Below are 25,613 nucleotides of genomic sequence, written 5' to 3'. Positions count from 1 at the left end.
TTCGCCACTTCCTCGCCGGAGGTGCATCCTCCGAATCAGTGGATATTCGTCGCGGGCTTCATCAGGGGCATGCGGGATACGCGTGCGCGGCGTGCAAGGCCATGTCGTCCGATCCACCGTAGATGGCCGACAAGCGACAGTTCTTCCGTGATCGCGGAGAATGGGTGGCATCGGGCGGTTTCCACCACGTGCCTCTCGCGTCGAGAATGGAGCCGCCTTGACCATGCCCGTGGCGCAAGCGCCCAGGCGCATCACCCAGCCCAAGAATCGACGATGACCAAAGAGCAGCTCAAAAAACTCGAAGCCGACCTGTGGCGTTCGGCCGACAGCCTGCGTGCCAACTCTGACCTGAAGGCCAGCGAGTAATCCACGCCGGTGCTCGGGCTGATTTTCCTGAAGTTCGCCGACAACAATTACCACAAGCATGAAGCGGCGATCCTCGCCGAATACGGCAAGCACAAGGGCAAGCGTGCCGAACGCGAGCTGGCGGCCATCGCCATCGAGCAATGCGGCTTCTACCTGCCCGAGCACGCCCGCTACGACTACCTGCTCAACCTGCCGGACGACCAGGACATCGCCCGGGCGATCAAGCTGGCGATGCAGGCGATCGAGCAGTACAAACCCGAGCTGGCTGGCGTGCTGCCGCAGGACGAATACTTTCGCCTCACCCGCTCCGAGCAGAACCGCGGCATCCCGCGCCAGCTGCTGAAAAACTTCGCCGACATCCCGGCCGACGCCGATGGCGACATGTTCGGCCAGATCTACGAATACTTCCTCGGCGAGTTCGCCATGTCCGAAGGGCAGGGTGGCGGCGAGTTCTTCACCCCGCGCTCGGTGGTGCGGCTGATGGTCGGCATCATCCAGCCGCATGGCGGCACCGTCTACGACCCCGCCTGCGGCTCCGGCGGCATGTTCGTGCAGTCCGCGCATTTCATCGAGCAGCAGCGTCGCGACAAGGCCGAGGGCGGTGCGGACATCTACGTCTACGGCCAGGAGAAGACGCTCGAAACGGTCAAGCTGGCCAAGATGAACCTGGCGGTCAACGGCCTGCGCGGCGAGATCAAGCAGGCCAACACCTACTACGAAGATCCGCACGACAGCTTCGGTGCGTTCGACTACGTGCTGGCCAATCCGCCGTTCAATGTCGACGACGTGTCGCTGGGCAGCGTGGAGGGCGACCGCCGCTTCAACACCTACGGCATCCCGCGCAACAAGACCAAGGTGAAGAAGGCGGACGAGGGCAAGCAGACCGTGCCCAACGGCAACTACCTGTGGATCAACCTGTTCGCCACCTCGCTCAACGAACAGGGCCGCGCCGCGCTGGTGATGGCCAACTCGGCCAGCGACGCGCGCCACTCCGAGGCGGACATCCGCAAGGCGCTGATCGAGGCCAACCTGATCTACGGCATGCTGACCCTGCCATCCAACATGTTCTACACCGTCACCCTGCCGGCCACGCTGTGGTTCTTCGACAAGGCCAAGGCCGACGACCACATCCTGTTCATCGATGCGCGCAATGTGTTCACCCAGGTCGACCGCGCGCACCGCGAGTTCAGCGACGAGCAGGTACGCAACCTGGCGCTGATCAGCCAGCTGCATCTCGGCGACCGGCACGAGTTCATCGAGGCGGTGGACGACTACTTCGCCGCCGGCTTCGCCGCACTGGCCGAAAGCCATGCGCAGATCGCGCCGCTGGCCGAACAGCTGCTGGCGGTGTTGGATGATGCCGAAGGCCAGCAGGCGGTGGCGGCGATGCAGGCCGAATGGGCCGCGCTGAAGCCGCTGCAGGCGCGTTACGCCAAGTACCGGGCGAAGGCCGAGGCCAGCACCTCCACCGAAGCCAGCAACCGCGCGCAACTCGGGTTGCGCGAGCACTGCGATCCGTTTTTCGTCGCGCTGCATGCTGACTTGAAGCAGCTCGACAAGCGCGTGCGGGCGCACGAGAAGAAGCTGGCCGATGCTGCCCAGGCCGAAGGTCGGCGCGGAGGCACGGGCCGCGACATCCGCGCACTCAAGGTCGCGTTAGATGCGCTGCACGCGGAAGTGCGCCGTGCCGAGTACTGGTTCGGCCATGTGCGCTGGCTACAGGAGCGTTTTCCGAATGCCGAATACGAAGACGTCACCGGTCTGTGCAAGCTGGCGACGCCGGCCGAGGTGGCCGAGCAGGAATATTCGCTCAACCCCGGGCGCTATGCGGGCGTGGTGATCGAGGAGGATGGAAAGACTGAAGAGGAGTTTGTCGCTGAGCTGCTGGCAATGAACGAAGAGTTTGCAAAGTTGAATGAGGATGCCCGCACGTTGGAAGATCTCATCAGCAGCAACCTCAAATCCATCGTGGATATGGCGTGAGTTCGGTGTTGCGCAAAAATGAGTTCAAGCAACTGATCGAAGTTGGATCAGTCGCACGTGGGAAATCGAGGCATCGACCCCGAAACGACCCGCAGCTTTACGGCGGGGCATACCCTTTTGTCCAGACTGGTGACGTGAAAGCCGCGCCTTTCTATTTGCGCGAGTTCGACCAGACGTACAACGAGAAAGGGCTAGCCCAGAGCAAGCTTTGGCCACCGGGCACATTGTGTATCACGATTGCGGCAAACATCGCTGATACGGCCATTCTGGCTATGCCGGCATGCTTTCCGGACAGCATCATCGGGTTTACAGCCGATCCCAAAAAATCCGACGCGAAGTACGTCAAATACTGCCTGGACACGTACAAGCAGAGAATCCGGGCGATCTCGCAGGGAACGACGCAAGACAATCTCAGCGTCGAGAAATTGCTGAGCTTCCGCTTCCGAATTCCCGACTGCGCTGTGCAGAAAAAGATCGCAGCGGTGCTATCGGCCTACGATGACTTGATCGAGAACAGCCGGCGGCGGATTGCCTTGCTGGAGCGGATGGCCGAGCAGCTTTACCGCGAATGGTTCGTCCGCTTCCGCTTTCCCGGCTATCAGCAAGCGAAGTTCGAGAAGGGTGTTCCATTTGGCTGGACCGTCACTAAGCTCGGCGAGCTTTATAGGACGGCATCGGGCGGCACACCGTCTCGCGCCTCATCTGGGAATTACGGCGGTCGTATCAACTGGCTTAAGACTGGCGAGCTGAAGCAACTCTTTGTTCTGAGCACTGCAGAAACCATCACAGAGCAAGGGATGGACTCGTCCTCCGCGAAGGTATTTCCAAGGCAAACTGTGGTCATGGCAATGTATTGCGCAATGCCCGATGTGAGTCTCTTGGCTATTGATGCCGCAACCAATCAAGCATGCTGTGCTCTCTTGCCCAAGAAGGATTACCTCTATCCAAGCTTTACGTACTTTCTCGCAAAGTATGCGCTTGCTCAAATGGTCACTTTTGCGCATGGCGCTGCACAGCAGAACCTAAGCCAGGACACCATCAAAAAGTTTCAGGTTTTGGTGCCGCAGAAGTCCTTGATTGAGCGATATTTGCACATGGCTGCGCCGATCTTCGACCAAATTGAAGTTCTACTAAGGATGAGTGAACAGCTCGTCAAAACCCGCGACCTCCTCCTCCCCCGCCTGATCTCCGGCAAACTGCGCGTGGACGAGCTCGATATCCAGTTTCCGCCCAGCATGCAGGCGGGTTGACCGCTGGCGCGCAGCGCGCCATGGGATATCGCGAGTCATCGGCGCTTGCGCCATATCGCTTTCCGATACACTATAAGCCATGACCATCCAGTCGTTCCGCTGCAAGGATACGCAGGCGCTGTTCGAGCGACGCCGGGTGCGGCGCTTTCTGGTGATCGAGGCGGCGGCGCGGCGCAAGCTGGAGCTGTTGAATGCGGCGACCCAACTGGACTATCTGCGGGTGCCGCCCGGCAATCGACTGGAAGCCTTGGCCGGCGATCGCAAGGGTCAGCACAGCATTCGTGTGAATGACCAGTTCCGGCTGTGCTTCGTGTGGACCGCCGACGGCCCGGGCCTGGTCGAGATCGTCGATTATCACTGAGGATTTGCCATGCCCCGCAAACTGCCACCCATCCACCCCGGCGAGATCCTGCGCGAGGAATACATGCTGCCGCTGGAGCTGTCGTCCAACGCGCTGGCCCGCGCCCTCGAAGTCACGCCTGCACGTATCAACGAGATCGTGCGCGAGCGGCGCGGCATCAGCGCCGATACCGCGCTGCGGCTGGCGCGCTATTTCGGCAATGACGCGCAGAGCTGGCTGAACCTGCAGCAGCGCTACGACATCGAGTGCGCGCAGGACAGCATCGGCGGCGCACTGAGGAAAATCACGCCCTATCAGGCAGCCGCCTAGTTGACGCAAGCGCATTATCGTCAACTGACAGCTGCTGCAAGGAAAGCTTGCCGATGCCGAACCCGATAACGGAAGACCAGATCGAGCAGGCTTTGCTGGGCCGGTTGACCGCGTCGTCGGGCTGGTCGGTGCTGAATTGCCACACCGCCGAACGGGATCAGCCGGCGGATGGCTCGGGCCGCGCCGACAAGCGCGAGGTGATCCTGCTCGATCGCTTGCGTGCGGCGGCGCGGCGGCTGAATCCGGCGTTGCCGGGGTCCGTCCTCGATGAGGCGCTGGAGCGGCTGTGCGACCGGCGACCGGCGATGACCGCAGTGATGGCCAACCGCGAGGTCTACGACCTGCTGTGCCACGGTATCGCGGTGGAGTTCGACGATGCGCAGGGGCGCCGCCAGTACGAGCGGCTGCGGGTGATCGACTTCCGCGACACGGCGCGCAACGACTTCCTGGCGGTGTCGCAGCTGTGGATCAAGGGCGAGCGTGGCGGCTACCGCCGGCCGGACGTGTTGCTGTACGTCAACGGCCTGCCGCTGGTATTCATCGAGCTGAAGAATTCCAACGTCGCGCTGAAGAGCGCCTATACCGACAACCTCACCACCTACCGCCACGAGATTCCGCAGTTGTTCCTGTGCAACGCGTTCTGCGTGCTCAGCAACGCGCTGGACACCCGCGTGGGCAGCCTGACCGCCGAGTGGGAGCATTTCTTCACCTGGCTGCGTCCGGATGACGAGAAGGAGAAGATCGACCGCGAGCAGATCCGCGCGGACGGCACCAGCCTGGAGCGGGTGATCGACGGCTTGTTCGTGCCGGCACGGCTGCTGGACTACGTCGAGAACTTCATCCTGTTCCACAAGCAGACGCAGAAGATCATTGCGCAGAACCACCAGTTCATCGGCGTCAACCGTGCGCTGGAGCGGTTCGACCGGCGCGCCGAGCTGGACGGCAAGCTCGGCGTGTTCTGGCACACCCAGGGTTCGGGCAAGAGCTTCTCGATGATCTTCTACGTGCGCAAGATCTTCCGGCGCACGCCCGGCAACTTCACCTTCGTGGTGGTGACCGATCGCGAGGACCTGGACGGGCAGATCTACCGCAACTTCCTCAACACCGAGACGGTCAGCCAGGCCGCGGCGGCGCAGCCGAAGAACAGTGCGGAGATGCGCCAGTTCCTCGGCCAGAACAAGCGGCTGGTGTTCACCCTGATCCAGAAGTTCCGTTATGCCGCCGGCGCGGCGTATCCGCTGCTGTCGGACCGTGCCGACATCGTGGTGATCATCGACGAGGCGCACCGTACCCAGTACGCCAGCCTGGCCGAGAACATGCGCGCCGGCCTGCCCAACGCGAACTACCTGGCGTTTACCGGCACGCCGCTGCTGGGGCGCGAGCGCAAGACCGCGACCTGGTTCGGCGGCTACGTGTCCGAGTACAACTTCCAGCAGTCGATGGACGACGGTGCCACGGTGCCGCTGTTTTACTGCAAGCGCGTGCCCGAGGTGCTGATCCAGAACGAGGATCTGAGCGAGGAGTTCTACGAGATCCTGGAGGACGAGAACCTCGACGAAGCGCAGCAGGCCAAGCTGGAGCAGCGCTTCGCCAGGGAAGTGGAGGTGATCAAGCGCGACGACCGGCTTGAGGCGATTGCGCGCGACATCGTCAGCCACTTTCCGCGTCGCGGCTATCTCGGCAAGGCGATGGTGATCTCGCTCGACAAATTCACCGCCCTGCGCATGCACGACAAGGTGCAGGCGCTGTGGAAGGACGAGGTCAAGGCGCTGGTCGGGCGCATCGCCGGCTCGGTCGACGAGCTGGAAAAGGCGCGGCTGAAGAAGCGGCTGGAATATATGCGCGGCGTGGAAATGGCGGTGATCGTCAGCGAGGAGGCCGGCGAGGAGGAGAAGTTCGCGAAGCAGAAGCTGGACATCAAACTGCATCGATCGCGCATGAGCCGGCTGGACGCGAACGGCCATGACATTGAATACAACTTCAAGGATCCCGGCGATTCGTTGCAGCTCGTGTTCGTCTGCGCGATGTGGCTGACCGGTTTCGACGCGCCCACGGTGTCCACGTTGTACCTGGACAAGCCGATGAAGGATCACACCCTGATGCAGACCATCGCACGCGCGAACCGCGTGACCAGCTGGCTGATCAGCGGCGTGCCCAAGCGCAACGGCGAGATCGTCGATTACTACAACGTGTTCCGCAACATGAAGCGGGCGCTGAGAGACTACGCGCAGGGCGACAGCGACGAGGAGCGGCCGCCGGTCCAGCCCAAGGATGAGCTGTTCGTGTTGCTGGACGAGGCGATTGCCCAGGGCCGGACGTTCTGCGCGGAACGCGGCGTCGAGCTGGACAACGTGCTGGCGCAGGCGAACGTGTTCGAGAAGGTGGGCGAGTTCGGCCGCTTCGCCGACACGCTGCTCGGGAACGACGAATGGCGCAGGTCGTTCAACGTCTACGAGAACAGCATCAGCGCGCTGTACGAGGCGAGCAAGCCGGAGATCCTGGGCCGGCCGGTGACGCGCCAGGTGGCGGTGTTCCAGTATCTTCGCGGGGTGATCGACAGCGCCATCGGCGAGGCCGACATCGATGACGTGGCCCGGCGCGTCGGCGAGTTGCTGGATCAGAGCGTGGTGGTGGATCGCCAGTCGGGAAGCTGGCAGGCCGATCGCGCCAGCCCGGTCTACCAGATCGTGCAGAAGGGCCGGGTCTGGGACCTCAGCCGGATCGACTTCGACAAGTTGCGCGCCGAGTTCACCGCCACTGAATACAAGAACATCGAGATCGCCGACCTGCGCGCCTTCATCGCCCGCAAGCTGGAGCAGATGCTGCAGGCCAATGCCACGCGCGCCGATTTCGCGCAGCGCCTGCAGCAGATCATCGACAGCTACAACGCAGGCGGCTCGTCGAATGAGCAGTATTTCGAGGAGTTGCTGAAATTCACCCGCGACCTGAAGGCCGAGGACGAGCGACATCTTCGCGAGGGGCTTACCGAGGACGAGCTGGAGCTGTACGACCTGCTGCTGCAGGACGGGCTCAGCAAGGACGAAACGCAGAAAGTGAAGCTGGCCGCGCGCCACCTGCTGCACCGCCTTCTGGAGGAAAGCCCGAAGGTGCTGGTGCAGGATTGGTTCAAGGATCGTCAGACCCAGGAGGCGGTGCGCAACGCAGTGGTGACCGTGCTGGATGCCGACTTGCCATCCAGTTACGACCGCGCATTGTTCAAGCAGAAATGCGACCGGGTCTTCGAGGTGATGATGGAATACGCCAGCCGGGGTCAGAAGTGGGCGGCGTAGAACGCTCCATGGACGACAATCGCCCCAGTTGCTGAGCGTCGCTATCACAGGTCGGAATTTCCATGCCCGTTGCCACCTCTTCAGCCGAGAGACCGCTTGCCGCCAGGGTGCTGGTGATCGGCCATCGCGGTGCCAGCGCGCTGCGCCCGGAGCACACGCTGGCTTCGTATGCGAAGGCGATCGCCGACGGCGCCGACTTCGTCGAGCCGGACCTGGCGACGATCCGGCGATCGGGCGCAAGGCGCTGGACGGGCACTGAACCGCGAAGAGGCGCCTTGCAGGCGCCTCTTCGTGCATGCCGGATCGGGCGAGGTCAGCTCTTCTTGATCGCGAAATCCTGCTGCGCCACCGGCTTGCCGTCGAGCGAGATCTCGACCTTGTACCTGCCTTCCGGCCACAGGTCGGGGTTCTGCACCTTGAACGTGGTGATGGCCGGGCCGTCGGTGGCGATCGACTGGCTGATGCTGCTGACCAACTGGCCCTGGCCTTCCAGGTAGCTCCACTTCGCGTTGAGCGTGGCGCCGCCGCTGCTGCCCTCGGTGGCGACGCTGGCGTAGAGGATCTTGTCGCTGGTGGCGAAGCTGTTGCTGGCGCGGATTACCTGATGGTCGGCGTTCACCGCGCTGCCCAGGGTCAGCTTGGCCACGCTGAGCGGAGCGGGCGCGGTGACCGGCGCGATCGCCGGGGCGACGCTTGCTGCGCGGGCCGCAGCGGCCGAGGCGGCGCCGGCAGGCGGCCGCGTGGCGCTGCCGGCCGGTGCGGAGGCGGCGGCCGCCGGCGCGGTGCTGGCCGATGCCGGTGCCGGCGGCGCCGACTCGTGCTTGCCGCAGCCGCCGAGCCACAGCAGGCTGCCCAGCACGGCGCCGTACAGCGCGAGGGAATGCATGGATCGTGTCATGGGAACTCCGGTGTCGATGACGTGGCAGATGCCGTTCCATGGCCTGGACTCAGGCTGCCGAGGCTAGCGCCGTCGATCTGAAGCGGCGATTACCGGAGGGAACCGCCGGCGCCGGATTTCACGCGGTGCCGACACGCGCCTCGGTCGCTACTGGCGCACCGTGCGCAGATTGCCGGGCGTGGCCGGCGTGCTGCTGCGGAACGGGTTGATGTCCAGCCCGCCGCGGCGGGTGTAGCGCGCATGCACGCTGAGCTGCCGCGGCGCGCAGCGCTGCATCAGGTCGACGAAGATGCGTTCCACGCACTGCTCGTGGAATTCGTTGTGGGTGCGGAACGAGACCAGGTAGCGCAGCAGCCCGGCGTGGTCGATCGGCGCGCCGCGGTAGGCGATCTGCACGCTGCCCCAGTCGGGCTGGCCGGTGACCGGGCAGTTCGAGCGCAGCAGGTGCGAGAGCACGGTCTCCGCCACCGGCGCCGCGGTGGTGTCGGCCTGCAGGAAATCGGCCTGCGGTGGGCCGTAGTGGTCGATCGCGATGTCCTGCGTGTCGAGCAGATGGCCGTCCAGATCGACCACCGGCAGCGCGTCGGTGCGCGCCTCGCGCAACTGTACGCCGACCACCGCGCCGGCCGCCGCGGACAGGTCGCGCATCAGGGTGGCGGCCAGCGTGGCGGCATCGGCGAGGCGCTCCTGCGCGAAGCCGTTCAAGTACAGCTTGAACGACTTCGATTCGATGATGTGCGGCGACGCCGCCGGCACGCGGAACTCGGCCAGCGCCACCTGCGGTTTGCCGCGCGGGTCGAGCCACGACAATTCGTAGGCGTTCCAGATGTCCACGCCGTGGAACGGCAGCGACTCGGCGATGCCGAGCTCGGCGCGCTTGTCCGCGCGCGGGATCGGGAACAGCAGGCGCGGCTCGTAGCGGTCGGCGTAGACGGTGTCCTTGCCGAGCGGGGAATGTTCGGGGGTGCTCATCCTCCAAGTTTACCCCGCCGCCCCTGCTGGAGCCCGCTCGCGGGCGATGCCTTTGGAGCGGGGATTCGGGATTTGGGACCCGCAGAAGCAAGAGCATCACCCGCGAGCGGGCCCCGGCTCTGTCGGTTCGCTATTCCCCATTCCCGGCCTTACGCATTGACCATCCGCATTCCCGCTTCGACATAGCGGCTGCCGCTGGCCGCATCCGGCGGGAACACGGCGTCGATCGCTTTCAACTCGGCGGCGCCGAGCCGCACGTCGAGCGCGCCCAGGTTCTCGTCCAGCCGGCTGCGCCGGCGCGTGCCGGGGATCGCCAGCACGTCGTCGCCCTGCGCCAGCACCCAGGCCAGCGCCAGCTGCGCGGGCGAACAGCCCTTGTCGGCGGCGAGCGTCTTCACCTGTTCGACCAGCTGCAGGTTGCGGGCGAAGTTGTCGCCGATGAAGCGCGGGCTGCCGCGGCGGTAGTCGTCGGCGTCGAAATCGTCCGGCGAGCGGATCGCACCGGTGAGGAAGCCGCGGCCCAGCGGCGAATAGGCGACCAGGCTGACGCCGAGCTTGCGGCAGGCGGCGAGCATGCCGTTCGTTTGCGGGTCGCGCGTCCACAGCGAGAACTCGCTTTGCAACGCGGCGATCGGGTGCACCGTGCAGGCGCGCTCCAGCGTGGCGCCGGAGGCCTCGCTCAGGCCCAGGTAGCGCACCTTGCCGGCGGCAATCAGTTCGGCCATCGCACCGACGGTTTCCTCGATCGGCACGCCCGGATCGACGCGATGCTGGTAGTACAGGTCGATGGTATCGATGCCGAGGCGCTTCAGGCTCGCGTCGCAGGCGGCGTGCACGTAGGCCGGGCGGCCGTTGATGCCACGCGCGGCCGGGTCGTTCGGGTCGAGCACGATGCCGAACTTGGTGGCCACGAAAGCCTGCTCGCGCCGCCCCTTGAGCGCCTTGCCCAGCAGCACCTCGTTGGTGTGCGGGCCGTACATGTCGGCGGTGTCGAGCAGGGTGAGGCCGCGCTCCAGCGCGTGGTGGATGGTGGCGATGGATTCGGCGTCGTCGTGCGCGCCGTAGAACGCGCTCATGCCCATGCAGCCAAGGCCGAGGGCGGAGACGCGGGGGCCGTGGCTGCCGAGGGTGCGGGTCTGCATGCGAGTCGCTCCGGTAGATGGGGTGGACGCATGGTGCGCCATGACGATCGCCGGATAAATGCTCAATAATGGCCATGACCATTCAAACCGGGACAACAATCGCAATGGACCGGCTCGAAGCCATGCGGCTGTACACGCGGATCGTCGAGCTGGGCAGTTTCACTGCCGCGGCGGACGACCTGAACCTGCCGCGCGCCACCGTCACCCACGCGATCAAGCGGCTGGAGGCGCGGCTGGGCGCGCAGCTGCTGCAGCGGACCACCCGCCGCGTGCGCGCCACCCGTGACGGCGAGACCTATTACGGCCATTGCCTGCGCCTGCTGGCCGACGTGGACGAGGTCGAGACGGATTTCCGCGAGGCGCGGGTGCAGCCGAAGGGCCGCCTGCGCGTCGACCTGCCGGTGTCGCTGGCACGCCTGCTGGTGATCCCGGCGCTGCGCGATTTCTTCGCGCGCTTCCCGCAGATCCAGCTGGACATCGGCACCGGCGACCGCTTCGTCGACCTGGTACGCGAGGGCGTGGATTGCGTGCTGCGCGTCGGCGAGCTGGGCGATTCGGGCATGGTCGGGCGTCGCGTGGCGATGCTGGAGCAGGTGACCGTGGCCAGCGCCGCCTACGTGCGCCGGCATGGCCTGCCCGATGCGCTGGCCGCGCTGCGGGACGGCCACCTGGCAGTGAACTGGGTGTCGCCCACCACGCGCCGCGCGGAGCCCCTGGAGTTCATGGTCGGCCGCAAGCGGCGCGAGATCGCGCTGCCGGGCTGCGTCAGCGTCAGCGGCGTGGATGCCTATCTCGGCTGTTGCGAGGCCGGCCTGGGCATCGCGCAGATGCCGCGTTACCGCATCGTCGATGCGCTGAAGAACGGCCGGCTGCGCGAGATCCTGCCGGCGCACCCGCCACCGTCGTTGCCGATGACCATCCTGTACCCGCAGCAGCGGCAGATGCCGGCGCGGCTGCGCGTGTTCGTCGACTGGCTGGTGGAGTTGACGACGGCGTAGGAGCGCGCCCTGTGCGTGATGCTCATCGTCACATGACCGGAAACCATCGCGCACAGGGTGCGCGTCCACGGCAGGTGGCGTGGCCTTACGAGGCGCGCGGCGGGCCGGGGCGCGGCGCGCTGGTGCCGAGCGTGTCGCTGGTCAGCGGGGCACCGGCGGTGAGCAGGGCGCCGCGCTGCTCGGCCAGCGGCAGGCGCAGCATGCAATCCTCGAAGCCGGCCAGTTTCTGGAACACCGGCAGCGCCTGCACTTGCGCCACCAGTGCGGCGGCCAGCGGCCAGCGTTCGGCGTCGATCGTGTAGCGCACGAACGAGGCGGTGCGGAAGAAACTGGCGATGCCGATATCGGCGATCGACAGCGCGCCGAACACGAAGCCGTCATCCGGCAGCTGCCGCTCCAGGTAGTCGAGCGCGGCGGGGATTTCCACCTCGCGGGCATGCTGCACCACCGCCTCATTGGGCGCTTCGCCGAAGACGTGGCGCTTGATCGCCAGCTGGTGGAACAGCCGCCAGATCAACCCGTCGGCCAGCCGCGTGTCGGCGTATTCCTCCAGCCAGCGCGCGCGGGCGCGGTCGGCGATGTCGCGCGGGTAGAGCGAGGGCGAGGGCTGCCGATCCTCCAGGTACTGGCAGATCACCGAGGAGTCGCTGAGCTCCAGTCCGCCGTCGATCAGCACCGGGATGCGGCGCAGCGGGCTGAGCCGGGTGAATTCGTCGTTGCCGACGAACGGCGCGATCGGGTCGACCTCGTATTCCAGCCCCTTCAGCTCCAGGCACACCAGCACCTTGCGCACGTAGGGCGAAATGTAATTGCCGATGACTCTGAGGCGCTGCGACATGACGCGGCTCCGGGGACACGCTTGGCGCAGCGTGCGACGGCCGATGCCTGCGCGTCAAGCGCAGGGGACGGTCGCCCATGCGCTGGCGCATGGGGCCGGATCGGGACCAATGGCATGGGTGCCATTGGTCATGCCCGCGCTAGCATCGGTCAGTCGAGGGAGTCCGCGCCAGGGTCGGCAACCGCACAGATCCGCTTCCGCAAGGGGAACGCAGCATGAGTTCGAAAACCGGCAGTTCGCGCGTGCTCGGCGCGCTGGTCATGGGCGCCTTGTCGGCCGGTGTCGCGGCGCAGGCGCGCACGCTGAGCGCCGACGACTACGCGCGGGCGGAGCGCTTCATGAGCTACAACACCGTGCCGCTGGTCGACCACGCGGTGCCGAAGGTCGAATGGCTGGACGACGGTCACTTCTGGTACGTCGACCATGACGCCGCCGGCGATCATTTCGTGCGGATGGACGCGGCCAGTGGCAAGACCGCGCCGCTGTTCGACCAGGCGAAACTGGCCGTGGCGCTGGGCAAGGCCGGCGGCAAGCCGGTCGATGCGAAGAAATTGCCGGTGACTGGCTACGAGGCGAGGCCGGACGGGCGGGTCGATATCGCCGTGCGTGGCAAGCACTACGTGTGCGACCTCGCCGCCGTCGAGGCGAGCTGCGTCGACCGTACCGCGCTGGTGAAGACCGGCAAGGAGCCGGGCGCGCTGTCGCCGGACAAGCAGAGCGAGGCGTTCATCCGCGACTGGAACCTGTGGCTGCGCGACGTCGCCAGCGGCAAGGAGACCCAGCTCACCACCGATGGGGTGGAGAATTTCGGCTACGCCACCGACAACGCCGGCTGGAAGCACACCGACAACGCGATCGTGGAGTGGTCGCCGGATTCGAAGCGGATCGCCACCTTCCAGCAGGACCAGCGCAAGACCGGCGAGATGTACCTGGTCAGCACCAACCTCGGCCATCCGAAGCTGGAGCAGTGGAAGTACCCGCTGGTCGGCGACAAGGACGTGACGATGATCGAGCGCGTGATCGTCGACGTGGCAGCGAAGAAGGTGCTGCGCCTGCAGATGCCGCCGGACCAGCATCGCTCCACCCTGTGCGACGACGTCAGCTGCGGCCCCGACGGCGGCTGGGACGACGTGAAGTGGGCGGCCGACGGCAAGACCCTGGCCTTCGTCTCCACCTCGCGCGACCACAGGCACGAATGGTTCCGCATCGCCGACGCGAACACCGGCAAGGTGCGCACGGTGTTCGAGGAAGTGGTGCCGACGTACTACGAGAGCGGCAACGGCGCGGTCAACTGGCGCTACCTGCCGGAGACCAACGAGGCGATCTGGTTCAGCGAGCGCAACAACTGGGGCAACCTGTATCTGTACGACCTCACCAGCGGCAAGCTCAAGCGCGCGATCACCAAGGGCGAGGGCAACGTCACCGAGCTGCTGAAGGTCGATCCGAAGACGCGCACCGTGTGGTTCCGCGGCGTCGGGCGCACGGCGGGCGTGAATCCCTACTACCAGCAGTTCTTCAAGGTCAGCCTGGACGGCGGCAAGCCGGTGCTGCTGACGCCGGAAGCGGCCGACCACACCGTCACGCTGTCGCCGGACGGCAGGGCCTTCGTCGATGCGTATTCCACCCCGACCACGCCGCCGGTCATCGTGCTGCGCGCTTCCGATGATGGCCGCAAGGTGGCGAGCGTGGCCACCGCGGACATCGCGCGCCTGAAGGCCGCCGGCTGGGTGCCGCCGATCCCGTTCACGGTGAAGGGGCGCGACGGCAAGACCGACCTGTACGGCATGATGTTCAAGCCGACCCACTTCGATCCCTCGAAGAAATACCCGATCATCGACTACATCTACCCGGGCCCGCAGACCGGTTCGGTGCGCGGGCGCAGCTTCTCTGCCGCGCGCGCCGACCACCAGGCGATGGCCGAGCTGGGCTTCATCGTGGTGGCGATCGACGGCATGGGCACGCCGTGGCGCTCCAAGGCGTTCCACGACGCCTACTTCGAGCACGTCGAGGACAACACCCTGCCCGACCAGGTGGCCGGCCTGAAGGAACTCGGCAAGCAGTATCCATGGATCGACCTCGACCGCGTGGGCATCTGGGGCCACTCCGGCGGCGGCAACGCCACCGCGGCCGCGATGTTCCACTACCCGGACTTCTTCAAGGTCGGCTGGGCCGAAAGCGGCAACCACGACAACCGCAACTACGAGGACGACTGGGCCGAGAAGTGGCAGGGCCTGCTGGTGACCAACAAGGACGGCAAGACCAACTACGACGCCCAGGCCAACCAGAGCTTCGCGAAGAACCTGAAGGGTCGGTTGATGCTGGTGCACGGCACGATGGACGACAACGTGCCGCCCTACCAGACCCTGCTGGTAGCTGATGCGCTGATCAAGGCGAACAAGGATTTCGACCTGCTGCTGATCCCGAACGTCCACCACGGCTACGCCGAGGCGACCCCGTACGCCACCCGCCGACGCTGGGACTACTTCGTGCAGTACCTGGCCGGCAATACGCCGCCGCACGAGTACCAGCTGAAGGCGTGGCCCTGGCGCTGAGTGGTTGTGAGTTATGTGAGATACCGCTGTCTGTGTTCCTCTTCGCTTGCGGGATGGAAGTAGAAGCAACACGTCCGGTTCCTCCCCCTGCGCAGCAGGGGGAGGGCAGGAGGGGGTGACGCTCTTGATCCTGGGCTTGATGAAGAGCGACCCCACCCCGGCCTCCCCTGCGAGCAGGGGAGGGAGCAAGGCGATGCGTTCGGTCTTGCTGGAGGTCAGAGGGTGAGGCTCCGAGGTTCCGGTCAGCGCAGGCTCGTCGGCTTGGCGACGCCCTTGGCGCTCGCTTCGTCGAGCAGTTTGCGGATCTGCTGACTGGCTTGGCTGGTGGCCTGTTGCTGGCGCTTGCCCAGTGCTTCCTGTTGCGCGCCAAGCGCTTCCTGCTGCTTGCCCAGTTCGGCCTGCTGCCGGCCCAGTGCCGACTGTTGCTGACTGAGCTTTTCCTGCTGCTGATCGAGTTCCTGCTCGCTGGCTTCCAGCTTGGCGCGGTTCGCCTGCGTTTCCGCGGAGCGTTCATGCTGGCTGGATTGCGCGGCGAGCGTGGCTTGCCGGCTGGCCAGCATGGCGCGCTGGCCGGCGAGCTGCCCCTGCCTGGCGCCCAGCGCGCCCTGCTGCGCGCCCAAGGCTCCCTGTTTGCCGCCGAGCGCGCCTTGCTGGCCGCCCAGTTCGCCTTGCTGCCTGGCCAGGGCGTCGACCGGCGCGTAGGCGGCCTTGGCGCGCTGCACGTAGGCCGGGTCGTCGATCAGCCAGGCCTTGTCGCCACGGCGAAACCACAGCGTGGACTTGCCGTCCCGCTGCAGGCGCTTCGCGGCGGCAAGGTCGACGTCGCTGCCGTTGACGATGGCCGCATCGCCGTCGAACAGCGCGAAGCCTTCGCTGGCGTCGGTATGGATGGCGACGTTGGCGTGGTGGACGCGCAGACCACTGATGTCGTGCGGCGGGGCGGGTGGCAGCGGCGGCGGTGGGGGTAGTGTGGCTGGAGGAGCCGGCGGAGGCGGGGTTGGCAAGGCTGGAGGAGCGGGCAGCGGCGGGGTTGGCAAGGCTGGAGGAGCGGGCAGCGGCGGGGTTGGCAAGGCCGGAGGGGTAGATGGGGCTGGCGGCGGCAGCGGCAGCAGGCTTGCCTGCGCGGAAGCCGGCGTGGGGGGGGTGTTGTCCGCGCCGGCCGCCGTCACACGATAGGGCAGCACGCCGACGAGGGCGATCAGTGCGACGAGCAGCCAGCCGCGTGCGCGCGACGACGGCTGGTTCACGGTTTGTTGCAGCATGGTCAGTCGCCTCTTGAGATTGTGGAACGACGGGGAAGCGCCGGCGAGGCCGGCGTGCATCGGTTGCGCCACGCCCAGGCGCAGCAGCAGGCGGCCGTAGTCCTGTGGCGCGGCGTGGTCCTGCCGCAGGACCTGCGCATCGCAGGCCGATTCGCGGTTGAGTGCGTATTCGCGCATGGCCCAGCGCACCAGCGGGTGGAAGCAGAACAGGCACTGCGCGAGCGCCGGTACCCACGCCAGCCACAGGTCGCCGCGGCGCAGGTGGGCCAGCTCGTGCGCGATCGCCATCGCCGCTTCGTCGGCGCTGAGCGCGTGGCCGGTCGGCAGCAGCACGGTGGGTCGCCACAGGCCGGTCACCTGCGGCGAGACGATCGCGTTCGAGACGCGCAGCCGTGGACAGCGGTGCAAGCCGAGTTGCCGCGCCTGCCGCGTACACAGCGCTTGCAGTGAGGCATCGCGCAAGGCCTGCGATTCGCGCAGCACGCGGCGTGCCTGCCGCCCTTGCCGCAGCGCGATCAGCGCCTGCAACAGCACGGCGGCCAGCCACCACAGGGCGATGCCGGTGCGCCAGGACGGCGCCGGTGTGGCCGGCGAAGCGATCGACGGCAGCGCGGCGTCGGCGGTCGCCGGCGTGGCGAAGAACGCCACGGGCGGCGTGACCGGCGCGGGGGCTTCCAGCGGTGCGGGCGACAGCAGCGGAAGCTCCAGCGGCGCGTGCCACAGCAGGCCGAGCAGCAGCTGGGCGCCGACCAGCCACCACAACATGCAGCGCATCGCCGCCGACAGGCGCGGCCACAGACGGCCGGCCAGGCAGACGGCGCCGATCAGCAGCGCGGCCTGGATGGACGTCCAGACCAGTCGCGTCAGCAGGGTGTCGGAAAAATGGTTGAGTGCGTCCATCTCACGACTCCTTGCGCCGCGATTGCAGCTGGGTCACCAGCGCCTCGAGCTCGGCCAGTTCGCTGTCGGAAACTTCGGCACGCTCCGACAGCCAGGCCACGAACGGCGACACCGAGCCGCTCAGCGTCTTCTCGACGAAGCTGCCCACGGCGCTGCGCATCACTTCGCCCGGGCCGGTGGCGGTGCTGTAGCGGAACATGCCCTTGAGCTGGCGGCGCTTGAGATAGCCCTTGCCGCGCAGGCGCTCCATCATGGTCAACACGGTGGAGCGGGCGAGCCCGCGCGGCTCGCCGAAGCTCGCGGCCACCTCACCGACCGAGGCGGTGCCGCATTCGTCGATGTGGTGCAGCAGCGCCAGTTCCTGGTCGCCGATGGTGGGCTTGCGCATGATCGTGACGCCTATTGACTACAGGTGTAGTCACGGTACTTCTTGCCTACACTTGTAGTCAATAGGCCGTCGGTCATTGGCCGGACCGCAGAGGCTCGTGGCGACACAAAGAAAACCGGCGCCATCGAGGCGCCGGTTTTCTTGTACTTGCTGTTGCGTGCGGATCGGTCAGAACGTGTAACGCAGCGTCAGCATCGCCGACCAACGCGACACCACGCGGCTGGGGTCGTAGAAGCCGCCGTCATAGACCTGCAGCTGCTGCGGCTGGTAGTTGCCGTTCTTGTCTTTCGGCAGCGTATACACGTACTGGCCCTGCGCGTTCACGCCGGCGTAGCTGGCGAGGTTGCGGGTCGGGTAGATGCCGGTGTTGCGCACCTGGCCCCAGTCCTTGTTGAGCAGGTTGAGGAAGTTGTACACGTCCAGGCGCAATTCGCCCTTGTTGCCCTTGAAGATGCCGGGCAGCTCCTGCGAGAAGCTCATGTCCAGCTCGTTCACCCAGGCGGTGCGGGCGCCGTTGCGGTTGGCAACCTGCCCGCGATGGGCGTTCAGGTACTTCTCGCTGGAGAGGAAGGCCTGGAACTGGTCGATCAGCTGCTGGCTGGTGCCGGCGGCGTAGGCGACCTTCGGGTCGTTGGCCGTTGGGATGTAGGCCGGATCCCAGCCGGAGACGCTGTCGCCGTTGGCGTCGTTGCTGAACACCCAGGTGTACGGCGTGCCGGTGCGACCGCTGTAGAACGCCGACACCTGCGTCTGGTAGTCGCCGAAAAACGCATGCTGCCAGGTCAGCGAGGCCTTCAGCGTCTTGGCCACGTTGTAATTGGAGGTGGCCTCGACGTTGGAGTTCGGGTTCAGCCGGGCGACGCGCTGGTAGCCGTTGTAGGCGATCGTGTCGGTGCCCGGGTCGACGTCGGTGGCGTGGTTGAAGGTCAGGCTGAGGTTGCCGAACCAGTTCGCCGAGAAGGGCTTGTTCAGTGCCAGGGTGAGGCTGTCCGACTTGCCCTTGTGGGTATTGGTGAGCAGGGTCGACTGCGTGCTGAAGGCGCGGTTCCGGTTGGCCAGCGCGTCTTTCGAGACCGGCGCCTCGCCCGGCGTCTTCCAGAACTGCTCGCGGCCGTCCGGCAGCACGCCGGTGGGTGCGCCGAAGTTCAGCGCCTGGTAGAGGATGCCGTCGCGTACCTGGATGTGCTGGTACTCGGCCGACGCGGTCAGCCCCCACCACGGCAACTCGCGGTCCAGCGCCAGGCTGGCCTTCCATACAGTCGGCAGGCGGAAGTCCCTGGCGATCGTATCGATCGAGCCGGCGCCACCGCCGGCCGGGATGTTCTGGTTGAACGGATCCGGACTGAACGCCGCCTGCGATGGATCGAACGTGTTGTAGGAGAGCAGGGTGATGCCGTTGTTCTGGTATGGGTTGGTCATCCACACCGTGGGCGGCGAGGTCTGGAACAGGCCGACGCCGCCGCGCAGCTGGGTCTTGTAGCTGCTGTCGAACAGGTAGTTGAACGACAGCCGCGGCTCGACCACGCGGTTGCGCGAGCCCACCGTGTAGTTGTTCGGGTAGCCGAAAGCCTGTTCGAACGCGGCGTTGTAGACCGGCGGCGCACTGGAATGCGGGATGTCCACGCGCACGCCGTATTGCACCGACAGCTGCTCGTTGACTTGCCAGGTGTCCTGCAGGAATGGGCTGTACTGGCTGTACGTCCACTTGCCGGCGATGTCGTTGAGCGTGTAGCCGGGCGCCGGGTGAAACAGGATGTACGAGTTGTAGTTGCCGGCGGCGAAGTTGTCGATGCCCCAGAAGTTGTACTGGCCGAATTCGGTCTGCCCGAACAGGTTGTTGATCTTGTTGCTCTGGTAATCGATGCCGCCCTTGATCGCGTGGTCGCCGGCGTAATAGGTGCCGGCGAGGAACACGCTGAACTTCTTGGTATCGATGTGGTTGTAGTGGCGGAAGCGCTCCTCGCCCAGGTTCACCGACGGTCCCTTGCCGGTCGGCGACAGGTTCACGTTCACCGCCGGCTGCTGCCAGGGCGCAGCGGTGTCCTGGACGAACTTCTGGAAGCCGACCTTGGCTTCGGTGGAGAAGCTGTCGGACCAGTCGTCGAACAGATGGGCGACGTAGTTGTTGGTGGTGATCGTCTTGGTATAGGTATAGCTGGTCAGGCCCACGCTGCTCGGGCTGTTGCCGCCCACCGCGGGCAGCAGCTCCTTGGTGCGCTGGAAGGTGAAGCTGGCGCGGTGATTGTTGGTGATGTTCCAGTCGATCTTGCCGAGGTAGCGCTTGTCGTCGTAGGTCAGCCCGGTCGGGCCGCCGAACGTGCCCGGGGTCAGGCCCAACTGCTTGGCCGCATCGATGATCTTCTGCAGGTCGCCCGGGGAAACCTTGTTGCTGGTGGACGGCCCGTTGCCCAGCGAGTCGTCCAGGCCGTTGGCCGAGTCGGCGCCGATGCCGGTGGTTTTCTCGTGCTCGGCCGAGATGAAGAAGAACAGCTTGTCCTTGATGATCGGGCCGCCGACGTTGAAGCCGTAGGTGGTGTCCTTCTGGTAGCCCTTGTAGTGGTAGCCCGGATTGCCGCTGGGCAACCAGCCGGCGTCGCCGACCAGGTGGTTGGCGTTGCGATAGGCGTAGTACACCGCGCCATGGAACTGGTTGGTGCCGGACTTGGTCACCGCGTTGACGTCGGCGCCGACCACGTCGGAAGACGTGTCGTAGTTGGCGGTGGAGATGTTGTACTCGGCGATCGTCTCGGGCGAGATCGGCGACTTCTGGTAGGGCAGGCCGTTGGCGTTGAGGCCGAACGGATCGCCCTGGGTCACGCCGTCCACCGCGATGTTGTTGTAGCGGTTGTTCATGCCGGAGGCGGAGATCGCGCCGGTGCCCTGATCGGTCACGGTGACGCGCGGGTCCAGGCGCACCACGTCGTCGATCGAGCGGTTGCCCTGCGGGGTCGCCTGCAGCTGGCGCTGCGAGATGTTGGTCGACAGCCCCTTGTTGTCCGAGGAAAAGGTCTGCGCCAGGGTCGAGGCGCTCACGGTGACCGCGCTGAGGTTGCGCGCCTGCTGCTCGCCGGCGCCCATGCTCAGGTTGATCGACGAGGGCTGGCCCAGCTGCAGGAACACGTTGTCCTGCTCCACGGCGGCCATGCCGGTCTTGGCCGCGGAGATCTCGAAAGGACCGCCCACGCGCAGCCCTTGCGCCGCATAGCGGCCATCGGCGTCGGTGGTCACTTCCTTGGTAGTGCCGGTCGGCTGGTGCACGATCGTCACCGTGGCGCCCGCCACGGGCTGGCCATGGGCGTCCAGCACGCGGCCGCTGACGCCGGATGTGGTGATGTTCTGGGCAGCGATCGGCGCCATGGCCAACAATGAGGCGATCGCGAACGGCAGCACTCTGACGCGGATGGGAGTAGTCATCGGTGATCCTTGAGTTTGGACGGCGGGGAGAATCGCCGTGCCCGGTCGCCAGGCACCGGGCCTGGCGGCATCGGATCGTCGATGGTTTTCCCCGGTTCTGACGAGCGCAGCTGCAGGGCTTGCTGCCTGCCGGCTGCGGATCGGCGCGTCATTCTAATCCCGCCCTGTGACAAACCTGCACAGTCCGGGCGAGGGAAATGGCCTTCACTGCTATCGCAAGAATCTGCGGGCCGGCTCAGAACGCCATGTCGAACGCCACCTCGCCCTGCACGCCGACCTGGTAGGCCGAGACGCGGCGCTCGAAGAAGTTGGCCAGTTCCTGCACGTCCTGCAGGTCCATGAAGTCGAACGGGTTCTTCGCGCCGTATTTCTTCGGCAGGTCGAGCTGGACGAAACGCTGGTCGGCGCAGTACTCCAGGTACTGGCGCATGTCCTTCACCGACATGCCGGCCACGCCGCCGGACAGCACGTCCTCGGCGAACCGGGTCTCGCAGGCGATGGCATCCTCCATCATCTCCTCGACCTGCGCGCGCATGGCGTCGTCGAACAGTTCCGGTTCCTGCGCGCGCACGGTGCGCACCACCTCGAACGCGAACGCCATGTGCCCGCTCTCGTCGCGGAACACCCAGTTGGTGCCGGCGGCGAGGCCGTGCAGCAAGCCGCGAGAGCGCAGGTAGTACACGTAGGCGAACGCGGCGTAGAAGAACAGCCCCTCGATGCAGGCGGCGAAGCAGATCAGGTTGAGCAGGAACTGGCGGCGATGCTCGCGCGTTTCCAGCTGGGGCAGATCCTGGATCGAGTCGATCCACTTGAAGCAGAACGCGCCTTTCTGACGGATCGACGGAATCGTCTCGATCGCGGCGAATGCGCCGTTGCGCTCGGCCGGATCGGGGATGTAGGCGTCCAGCAGGGTGAGGTAGAACTGCACGTGCAGCGCTTCTTCGTACAACTGGCGCGACAGGTACATGCGCGCTTCCGGCGCGTTGATGTGCTGGTACAGGTTCAGCACCAGGTTGTTCGACACGATGGTGTCGCCGGTGGCGAAGAACGCCACCAGCCGCTGGATCAGGTGGCGGTCGGCGGCAGACATCTTGGTGTCGAGGTCGCGCGTATCCATCGAGAAATCCACCTCCTCGACGGTCCAGGTGTTCTTGATCGCGTTGCGGTACATCTCGTAGAAGCCGGGGTAGCGCATCGGGCGCAACGTGAGTTCGAAGCCGGGATCGAGGATGTGGGCGTTGCGGGCGGGTTGGGCGGACATGGTGGGATTTCCTTGTGTGGTTTCGCAGCCGATAGGGCGCAAATGCTCTTGGCTCGTCATCCCGGCGAAAGCCGGGATCCAGTGACTGGGGCTTTCGTCGCGATGTTATGTAGGACAAAGGCTCTGGATGACCAGCTTCGCTGTTGTAAAGCTCTTCCAGCTTTCGCTGGGATGACGGCCGGTGCATTGGTACGTTCAGCGAGGTCGAATGACGGAATGGATTCCCTCCATGCGCGAGCGCTTGCCATGCGTCTATCTCCTCGCCAGTCAGCGCAACGGCACGTTGTACGTCGGTGTCACTTCCGACCTGCCTGCACGCATCTGGCAGCACCGGAACAACGTGGTCGCTGGTTTTACCCAGCGTCATCACGTGCATGGCCTCGTCTGGTTCGAGGTGCGCGACACGATGGAATCCGCGATTGCCCGCGAGAAGGCGATCAAGGCGTGGAAGCGGACGTGGAAGATCGAGCTCATCGAGAAGTCCAATCCGTATTGGCGGGATTTGTATGCGGAGATTTGCGGCTGAGCCCAGACCGTCATTCCAGCGAAAGCTGGAATCCAGTGCCTCTTCGGAGTGCGTGGAAGTCACTGGATCCCAGCTTTCGCTGGGATGACGAGTGGGGGTTACTGGCAAGCCTCGCAGTACTCGGGGTTCTCCAGCGAGCAGAACACCGCGGCATTTGCCTGCGCCTGGTCGGACGCCGCCGACACCGTGGTCTTGGCGATCTTCGTCGCCGGCCGCGAGCGCAGGTAGTAGGTGGTCTTGATGCCGGCTTTCCACGCGTACATGTACATCGAGCTGAGCTGGCCGATGTTCGGGTTTTCCATGAACAGGTTCAGCGACTGGCTCTGGTCGATCCAGGCGCCGCGCGCGGCGGCCAGGTCGATCAGCGACTTCTGCGGCAGTTCCCACACGGTGCGGTAGATCTGGCGCAGGCGTTCGGGGATCGCCGCGATGCCCTGGATCGAACCTTCCGCCAGCTTGATCGCGTCGCGGATTTCGGACGTCCACAGCCCCAGTGTCTTCAGTTCATCGGCCAGATAACGGTTCACCTGCAGGAAATCGCCGGACAGCGTCTCGCGCTTGAACAGGTTCGATACCTGCGGCTCGATGCATTCGTAGCAGCCGGCGATCGAGGCGATGGTGGCGGTGGGTGCGATCGCGATCAACAGTGAGTTGCGCAGGCCATGTTGCTTGATGCGTTCGCGCAAGGCGTTCCAGCGTGCACCGTCGTGCGGTATGGCGCTTGGCCAATGATCGAACTGCAACTCGCCGTTCGCGGCGCGGCTTTCGGCGAAGCCGGGGTGCGCGCCTTCCGCCTCGGCCAGCTCGCATGACTGCGACAAGGCGTTGAAGTAGATCTCCTCGGCGATGCGCGTGGACAGCGCCAGCGCCTCGGCCGAGTCGAACGGCAGCCGCAGCTTGAAGAACACGTCCTGCAGACCCATCACGCCGAGTCCGACCGGGCGCCACTTCATGTTGGCGGTACGTGCGGTATCGATGGGGTAATAGTTGAGGTCGATCACCCGGTTGAGCTGGCGCACCGCGATGCGTACGGTGGCGGCGAGCTGGTCGAAGTCGAACGCGCCGTCGACGACGTGCCGGGCCAGATTCACCGAGCCCAGGTTGCACACCGCCGTCTCGGTCGCCGAACTCACTTCCAGGATCTCGGTGCACAGGTTGGACAGGTGGATCACATTGCCGGGTTTGGCCGTCTGGTTGCTGGTGGCGTTGCAGCGGTCCTTGAACGTCATCCAGCCGTTGCCGGTCTGCGCCAGCGTGCGCATCATGCGTGCATACAGCTCGCGCGCCTTCACGGTTTTCACGGCGAGGCCATCGGCTTCGGCCTTGCGGTACGCCGCATCGAACGCCTCGCCCCAGCTGTCGACGAAGTGCGGCACCACCTTGGGGTCGAACAATGACCACTCGCCATCGTTCTCGACCCGGCGCATGAACTCGTCGGGAATCCAGTTCGCGATGTTGAGGTTGTGCGCGCGACGCGCGTCGTCGCCGGTGTTGTCGCGCAGTTCGAGGAAGTCCTTGATGTCGGCGTGCCACGATTCCAGGTAGACGCAGGCGGCGCCCTTGCGCTTGCCGCCCTGGTTCACCGCGGCGACCGACGCGTCCAGCGTCTTCAGCCACGGCACCAGGCCGTTCGAATGGCCGTTGGTGCCGCGGATCAGCGAGCCGCGCGAACGCACCCGCGAATACGCCAGGCCGATGCCCCCGGCGAACTTGCTGAGCTTGGCCACGTCGGCGTACTTGTCGTAGATCGACTCCAGCGAATCGCGCGGCGAGTCGAGCAGGTAGCACGAACTGAGCTGCTCGTGCGCGGTGCCGGCGTTGAACAGGGTGGGCGAGCTGGCGAGGTATTCCAGCGAGGACAGCAGCCGGTAGAGTTCCAGCGTCTCGCCGATCTCGTTGCCGCCCAGCGCGCAGGCGATGCGCATGAAGAAATGCTGCGGCGTCTCGATCACCAGGCGCCGCTGCGGATGGCGCAGCAGGTAGCGGTCGTACACCGTGCGCAGGCCGAAGTATTCGAAGTGGCGGCTGGCCAGTGGGTCGATCGCGTCGTTGAGCTTGCGCGTGTTGGCGGCCACGAAATCGCGCAGGCGCTCGTTGAGGAGGCCGAGCTCCGTGCCGCGCGCGATCGACTGCGAGTAGCTCTGGATTTCCTGACCGCTGACCTCCTTGTCGATGTACGCGCCGAGCAGGCGGGCGGCGAGCTGGCCGTACTCGGGTTCCTCCGCGGTCAGCGCGGCGGCGATGCGGATCGAGAGCTGGTCCAGTTCGGCGGTGGTGGCGCCGTCGTACAGGCCGCCGATGGTTTTCAGGGTGACGCGCAACGGATCAACGCCGTGCAGGCCCTCGGCACTGCGGGTCACCGCGCGCACGATCTTGTTGACGTCGACGGCCTCCTGGCCGCCGTTGCGCTTGGTCACGCGCATCTGCGCTGGGTTGTGTGGCGGGGTCAGCGCGAACGCGGGGTCGGCTTCGCTGGCGACGGGAGTATTGGCGCGCGCGGCGGTATCGAGGGCTTGCATGGCAGGTGGCTCCGGCTGGACATCAAACGCCTGCTCCCGCGCGCAGGGCCTGATAGCGACGGAGTCCGGGGGCGACGCGCCAGCCGGTCGCCCGACGGCAACCGGCTCCACGACGCACTTCCCCGCGGAAGCCGTCACTACGCAGCGGGACACGCTCGTCCCGCTGTGCCGGCAGGTCTTCGGACTTGCGGACGTGGATCGAGGTGATCCGCCTACTTGCGCCCGCTTCCCAGCCGCCGAGGGCCAGTGCATGTGGGCGCTTTCGTTTCCGCTTTACCGCTGCGGGGCAGTTCCGGAGTTACACCGGATTCCCTTTTGAGCCCGACCGATGTCGCATCGGATCGGGCACCGACGCACACAACATATCGGGTGGCCCGGGCAGGG

17 protein-coding genes, 1 pseudogene and 1 riboswitch are annotated in these 25,613 nt (G+C 65.8%); of the genes and pseudogenes, 9 read left to right on the top strand and 9 right to left on the bottom strand.

What is annotated here, in order from left to right; all coding sequences use genetic code 11:
• The first annotated feature begins 375 nt into the window (after positions 1 to 375).
• The 6 genes and pseudogenes from R2APBS1_RS17605 to R2APBS1_RS19830 form a co-directional block, all read left to right on the top strand.
• Positions 376 to 2,349 carry a class I SAM-dependent DNA methyltransferase gene (locus tag R2APBS1_RS17605; protein WP_007512779.1) on the top strand — a complete coding sequence of 658 codons (1,974 nt, stop codon included), beginning with the start codon at positions 376 to 378 and terminating at the stop codon, positions 2,347 to 2,349.
• Entirely contained in the window at positions 2,346 to 3,599 is a 1,254-nt protein-coding gene (locus tag R2APBS1_RS20585; protein ID WP_015448950.1) for a restriction endonuclease subunit S, read from the top strand. Before R2APBS1_RS17605 ends, R2APBS1_RS20585 begins: the two co-directional genes overlap by 4 nt.
• A 79-nt stretch (positions 3,600 to 3,678) precedes the next feature.
• The gene (locus R2APBS1_RS17595) at positions 3,679 to 3,960 is read left to right on the top strand and encodes a type II toxin-antitoxin system RelE/ParE family toxin (RefSeq protein ID WP_007512781.1); all 282 of its coding nucleotides are present in this window, start codon (positions 3,679 to 3,681) and stop codon (positions 3,958 to 3,960) included.
• A gap of 9 nt (positions 3,961 to 3,969) precedes the next feature.
• Positions 3,970 to 4,269 (top strand): HigA family addiction module antitoxin, encoded by a 300-nt coding sequence (locus R2APBS1_RS17590; RefSeq protein ID WP_007512782.1) that lies wholly within the window; start codon positions 3,970 to 3,972, stop codon positions 4,267 to 4,269.
• A 53-nt stretch (positions 4,270 to 4,322) separates the two neighbouring features.
• Positions 4,323 to 7,559 (top strand): type I restriction endonuclease subunit R, encoded by a 3,237-nt coding sequence (locus tag R2APBS1_RS17585; RefSeq protein ID WP_015448949.1) that lies wholly within the window; start codon positions 4,323 to 4,325, stop codon positions 7,557 to 7,559.
• Between the two features lie 62 nt (positions 7,560 to 7,621).
• Positions 7,622 to 7,786: pseudogene (locus tag R2APBS1_RS19830) on the top strand (glycerophosphodiester phosphodiesterase family protein); the annotation flags it as partial.
• A gap of 86 nt (positions 7,787 to 7,872) precedes the next feature.
• Here R2APBS1_RS19830 and R2APBS1_RS17580 read toward each other — a convergent pair.
• From R2APBS1_RS17580 to R2APBS1_RS17570, 3 genes are all read right to left on the bottom strand, one after another.
• Positions 7,873 to 8,457, bottom strand: a complete 585-nt coding sequence (locus R2APBS1_RS17580; RefSeq protein WP_015448948.1) for a hypothetical protein — start codon at positions 8,455 to 8,457, stop codon at positions 7,873 to 7,875.
• A 147-nt stretch (positions 8,458 to 8,604) separates the two neighbouring features.
• On the bottom strand, positions 8,605 to 9,429 hold the full coding sequence (gene queF / locus R2APBS1_RS17575; RefSeq protein WP_007513627.1) for an NADPH-dependent 7-cyano-7-deazaguanine reductase QueF: 825 nt from the start codon (positions 9,427 to 9,429) through the stop codon (positions 8,605 to 8,607).
• 149 nt (positions 9,430 to 9,578) lie between these two features.
• On the bottom strand, positions 9,579 to 10,571 hold the full coding sequence (locus tag R2APBS1_RS17570) for an aldo/keto reductase (protein ID WP_015448947.1): 993 nt from the start codon (positions 10,569 to 10,571) through the stop codon (positions 9,579 to 9,581).
• Between the two features lie 104 nt (positions 10,572 to 10,675).
• On the opposite strand from R2APBS1_RS17570, the gene R2APBS1_RS17565 reads away from it, so the two are divergent.
• Positions 10,676 to 11,569, top strand: coding sequence for a LysR family transcriptional regulator (locus R2APBS1_RS17565; protein WP_015448946.1), 894 nt, complete (start codon positions 10,676 to 10,678; stop codon positions 11,567 to 11,569).
• 85 nt (positions 11,570 to 11,654) lie between these two features.
• Here the strand turns inward: R2APBS1_RS17565 and R2APBS1_RS17560 are convergent, their stop codons facing one another.
• Entirely contained in the window at positions 11,655 to 12,407 is a 753-nt protein-coding gene (locus R2APBS1_RS17560; RefSeq protein WP_015448945.1) for a glutathione S-transferase family protein, read from the bottom strand.
• A gap of 215 nt (positions 12,408 to 12,622) precedes the next feature.
• On the opposite strand from R2APBS1_RS17560, the gene R2APBS1_RS17555 reads away from it, so the two are divergent.
• On the top strand, positions 12,623 to 14,959 hold the full coding sequence (locus tag R2APBS1_RS17555) for a S9 family peptidase (RefSeq protein WP_015448944.1): 2,337 nt from the start codon (positions 12,623 to 12,625) through the stop codon (positions 14,957 to 14,959).
• Between the two features lie 242 nt (positions 14,960 to 15,201).
• Here the strand turns inward: R2APBS1_RS17555 and R2APBS1_RS19415 are convergent, their stop codons facing one another.
• The 4 genes from R2APBS1_RS19415 to R2APBS1_RS17535 form a co-directional block, all read right to left on the bottom strand.
• Positions 15,202 to 17,121 (bottom strand): M56 family metallopeptidase, encoded by a 1,920-nt coding sequence (locus R2APBS1_RS19415; protein ID WP_015448943.1) that lies wholly within the window; start codon positions 17,119 to 17,121, stop codon positions 15,202 to 15,204.
• 1 nt (position 17,122) lies between these two features.
• Positions 17,123 to 17,509 (bottom strand): BlaI/MecI/CopY family transcriptional regulator, encoded by a 387-nt coding sequence (locus R2APBS1_RS17545; RefSeq protein WP_015448942.1) that lies wholly within the window; start codon positions 17,507 to 17,509, stop codon positions 17,123 to 17,125.
• A gap of 168 nt (positions 17,510 to 17,677) precedes the next feature.
• Positions 17,678 to 20,923, bottom strand: coding sequence for a TonB-dependent receptor (locus R2APBS1_RS17540; protein WP_015448941.1), 3,246 nt, complete (start codon positions 20,921 to 20,923; stop codon positions 17,678 to 17,680).
• Positions 20,924 to 21,158: 235 nt separating this feature from the next.
• Complete coding sequence (locus R2APBS1_RS17535; RefSeq protein ID WP_015448940.1) at positions 21,159 to 22,184, bottom strand: ribonucleotide-diphosphate reductase subunit beta; 1,026 nt, start codon at positions 22,182 to 22,184, stop codon at positions 21,159 to 21,161.
• A 229-nt stretch (positions 22,185 to 22,413) separates the two neighbouring features.
• On the opposite strand from R2APBS1_RS17535, the gene R2APBS1_RS17530 reads away from it, so the two are divergent.
• Entirely contained in the window at positions 22,414 to 22,710 is a 297-nt protein-coding gene (locus tag R2APBS1_RS17530; protein WP_007513647.1) for a GIY-YIG nuclease family protein, read from the top strand.
• Positions 22,711 to 22,808: 98 nt separating this feature from the next.
• On the opposite strand, the gene R2APBS1_RS17525 is transcribed toward R2APBS1_RS17530, so the two are convergent.
• Positions 22,809 to 25,229, bottom strand: coding sequence for a ribonucleoside-diphosphate reductase subunit alpha (locus tag R2APBS1_RS17525; protein ID WP_015448939.1), 2,421 nt, complete (start codon positions 25,227 to 25,229; stop codon positions 22,809 to 22,811).
• Between the two features lie 153 nt (positions 25,230 to 25,382).
• Positions 25,383 to 25,597, bottom strand: a riboswitch (cobalamin riboswitch).
• Between the last annotated feature and the right edge of the window lie 16 nt (positions 25,598 to 25,613).

It is taken from the genome of Rhodanobacter denitrificans (assembly GCF_000230695.2).
GTDB lineage: Bacteria > Pseudomonadota > Gammaproteobacteria > Xanthomonadales > Rhodanobacteraceae > Rhodanobacter > Rhodanobacter denitrificans.
This window is presented reverse-complemented; position numbering and strand designations above follow the sequence as displayed.

What these genes read in the sequence shown, in the direction of transcription:
- queF (WP_007513627.1), bottom strand. Translation starts at nt 9,429, where the DNA reads ATGAGCACCCCCGAACATTCCCCGCTCGGCAAGGACACCGTCTACGCC.
- R2APBS1_RS17535 (WP_015448940.1), bottom strand. Translation starts at nt 22,184, where the DNA reads ATGTCCGCCCAACCCGCCCGCAACGCCCACATCCTCGATCCCGGCTTC.
- R2APBS1_RS17560 (WP_015448945.1), bottom strand. Translation starts at nt 12,407, where the DNA reads ATGTCGCAGCGCCTCAGAGTCATCGGCAATTACATTTCGCCCTACGTG.
- R2APBS1_RS17525 (WP_015448939.1), bottom strand. Translation starts at nt 25,229, where the DNA reads ATGCAAGCCCTCGATACCGCCGCGCGCGCCAATACTCCCGTCGCCAGC.
- R2APBS1_RS19415 (WP_015448943.1), bottom strand. Translation starts at nt 17,121, where the DNA reads ATGGACGCACTCAACCATTTTTCCGACACCCTGCTGACGCGACTGGTC.
- R2APBS1_RS17530 (WP_007513647.1), top strand. Translation starts at nt 22,414, where the DNA reads ATGCGCGAGCGCTTGCCATGCGTCTATCTCCTCGCCAGTCAGCGCAAC.
- R2APBS1_RS17580 (WP_015448948.1), bottom strand. Translation starts at nt 8,457, where the DNA reads ATGACACGATCCATGCATTCCCTCGCGCTGTACGGCGCCGTGCTGGGC.
- R2APBS1_RS17540 (WP_015448941.1), bottom strand. Translation starts at nt 20,923, where the DNA reads ATGACTACTCCCATCCGCGTCAGAGTGCTGCCGTTCGCGATCGCCTCA.
- R2APBS1_RS17555 (WP_015448944.1), top strand. Translation starts at nt 12,623, where the DNA reads ATGAGTTCGAAAACCGGCAGTTCGCGCGTGCTCGGCGCGCTGGTCATG.
- R2APBS1_RS17595 (WP_007512781.1), top strand. Translation starts at nt 3,679, where the DNA reads ATGACCATCCAGTCGTTCCGCTGCAAGGATACGCAGGCGCTGTTCGAG.
- R2APBS1_RS17570 (WP_015448947.1), bottom strand. Translation starts at nt 10,571, where the DNA reads ATGCAGACCCGCACCCTCGGCAGCCACGGCCCCCGCGTCTCCGCCCTC.
- R2APBS1_RS17590 (WP_007512782.1), top strand. Translation starts at nt 3,970, where the DNA reads ATGCCCCGCAAACTGCCACCCATCCACCCCGGCGAGATCCTGCGCGAG.
- R2APBS1_RS17585 (WP_015448949.1), top strand. Translation starts at nt 4,323, where the DNA reads ATGCCGAACCCGATAACGGAAGACCAGATCGAGCAGGCTTTGCTGGGC.
- R2APBS1_RS17565 (WP_015448946.1), top strand. Translation starts at nt 10,676, where the DNA reads ATGGACCGGCTCGAAGCCATGCGGCTGTACACGCGGATCGTCGAGCTG.
- R2APBS1_RS17545 (WP_015448942.1), bottom strand. Translation starts at nt 17,509, where the DNA reads ATGCGCAAGCCCACCATCGGCGACCAGGAACTGGCGCTGCTGCACCAC.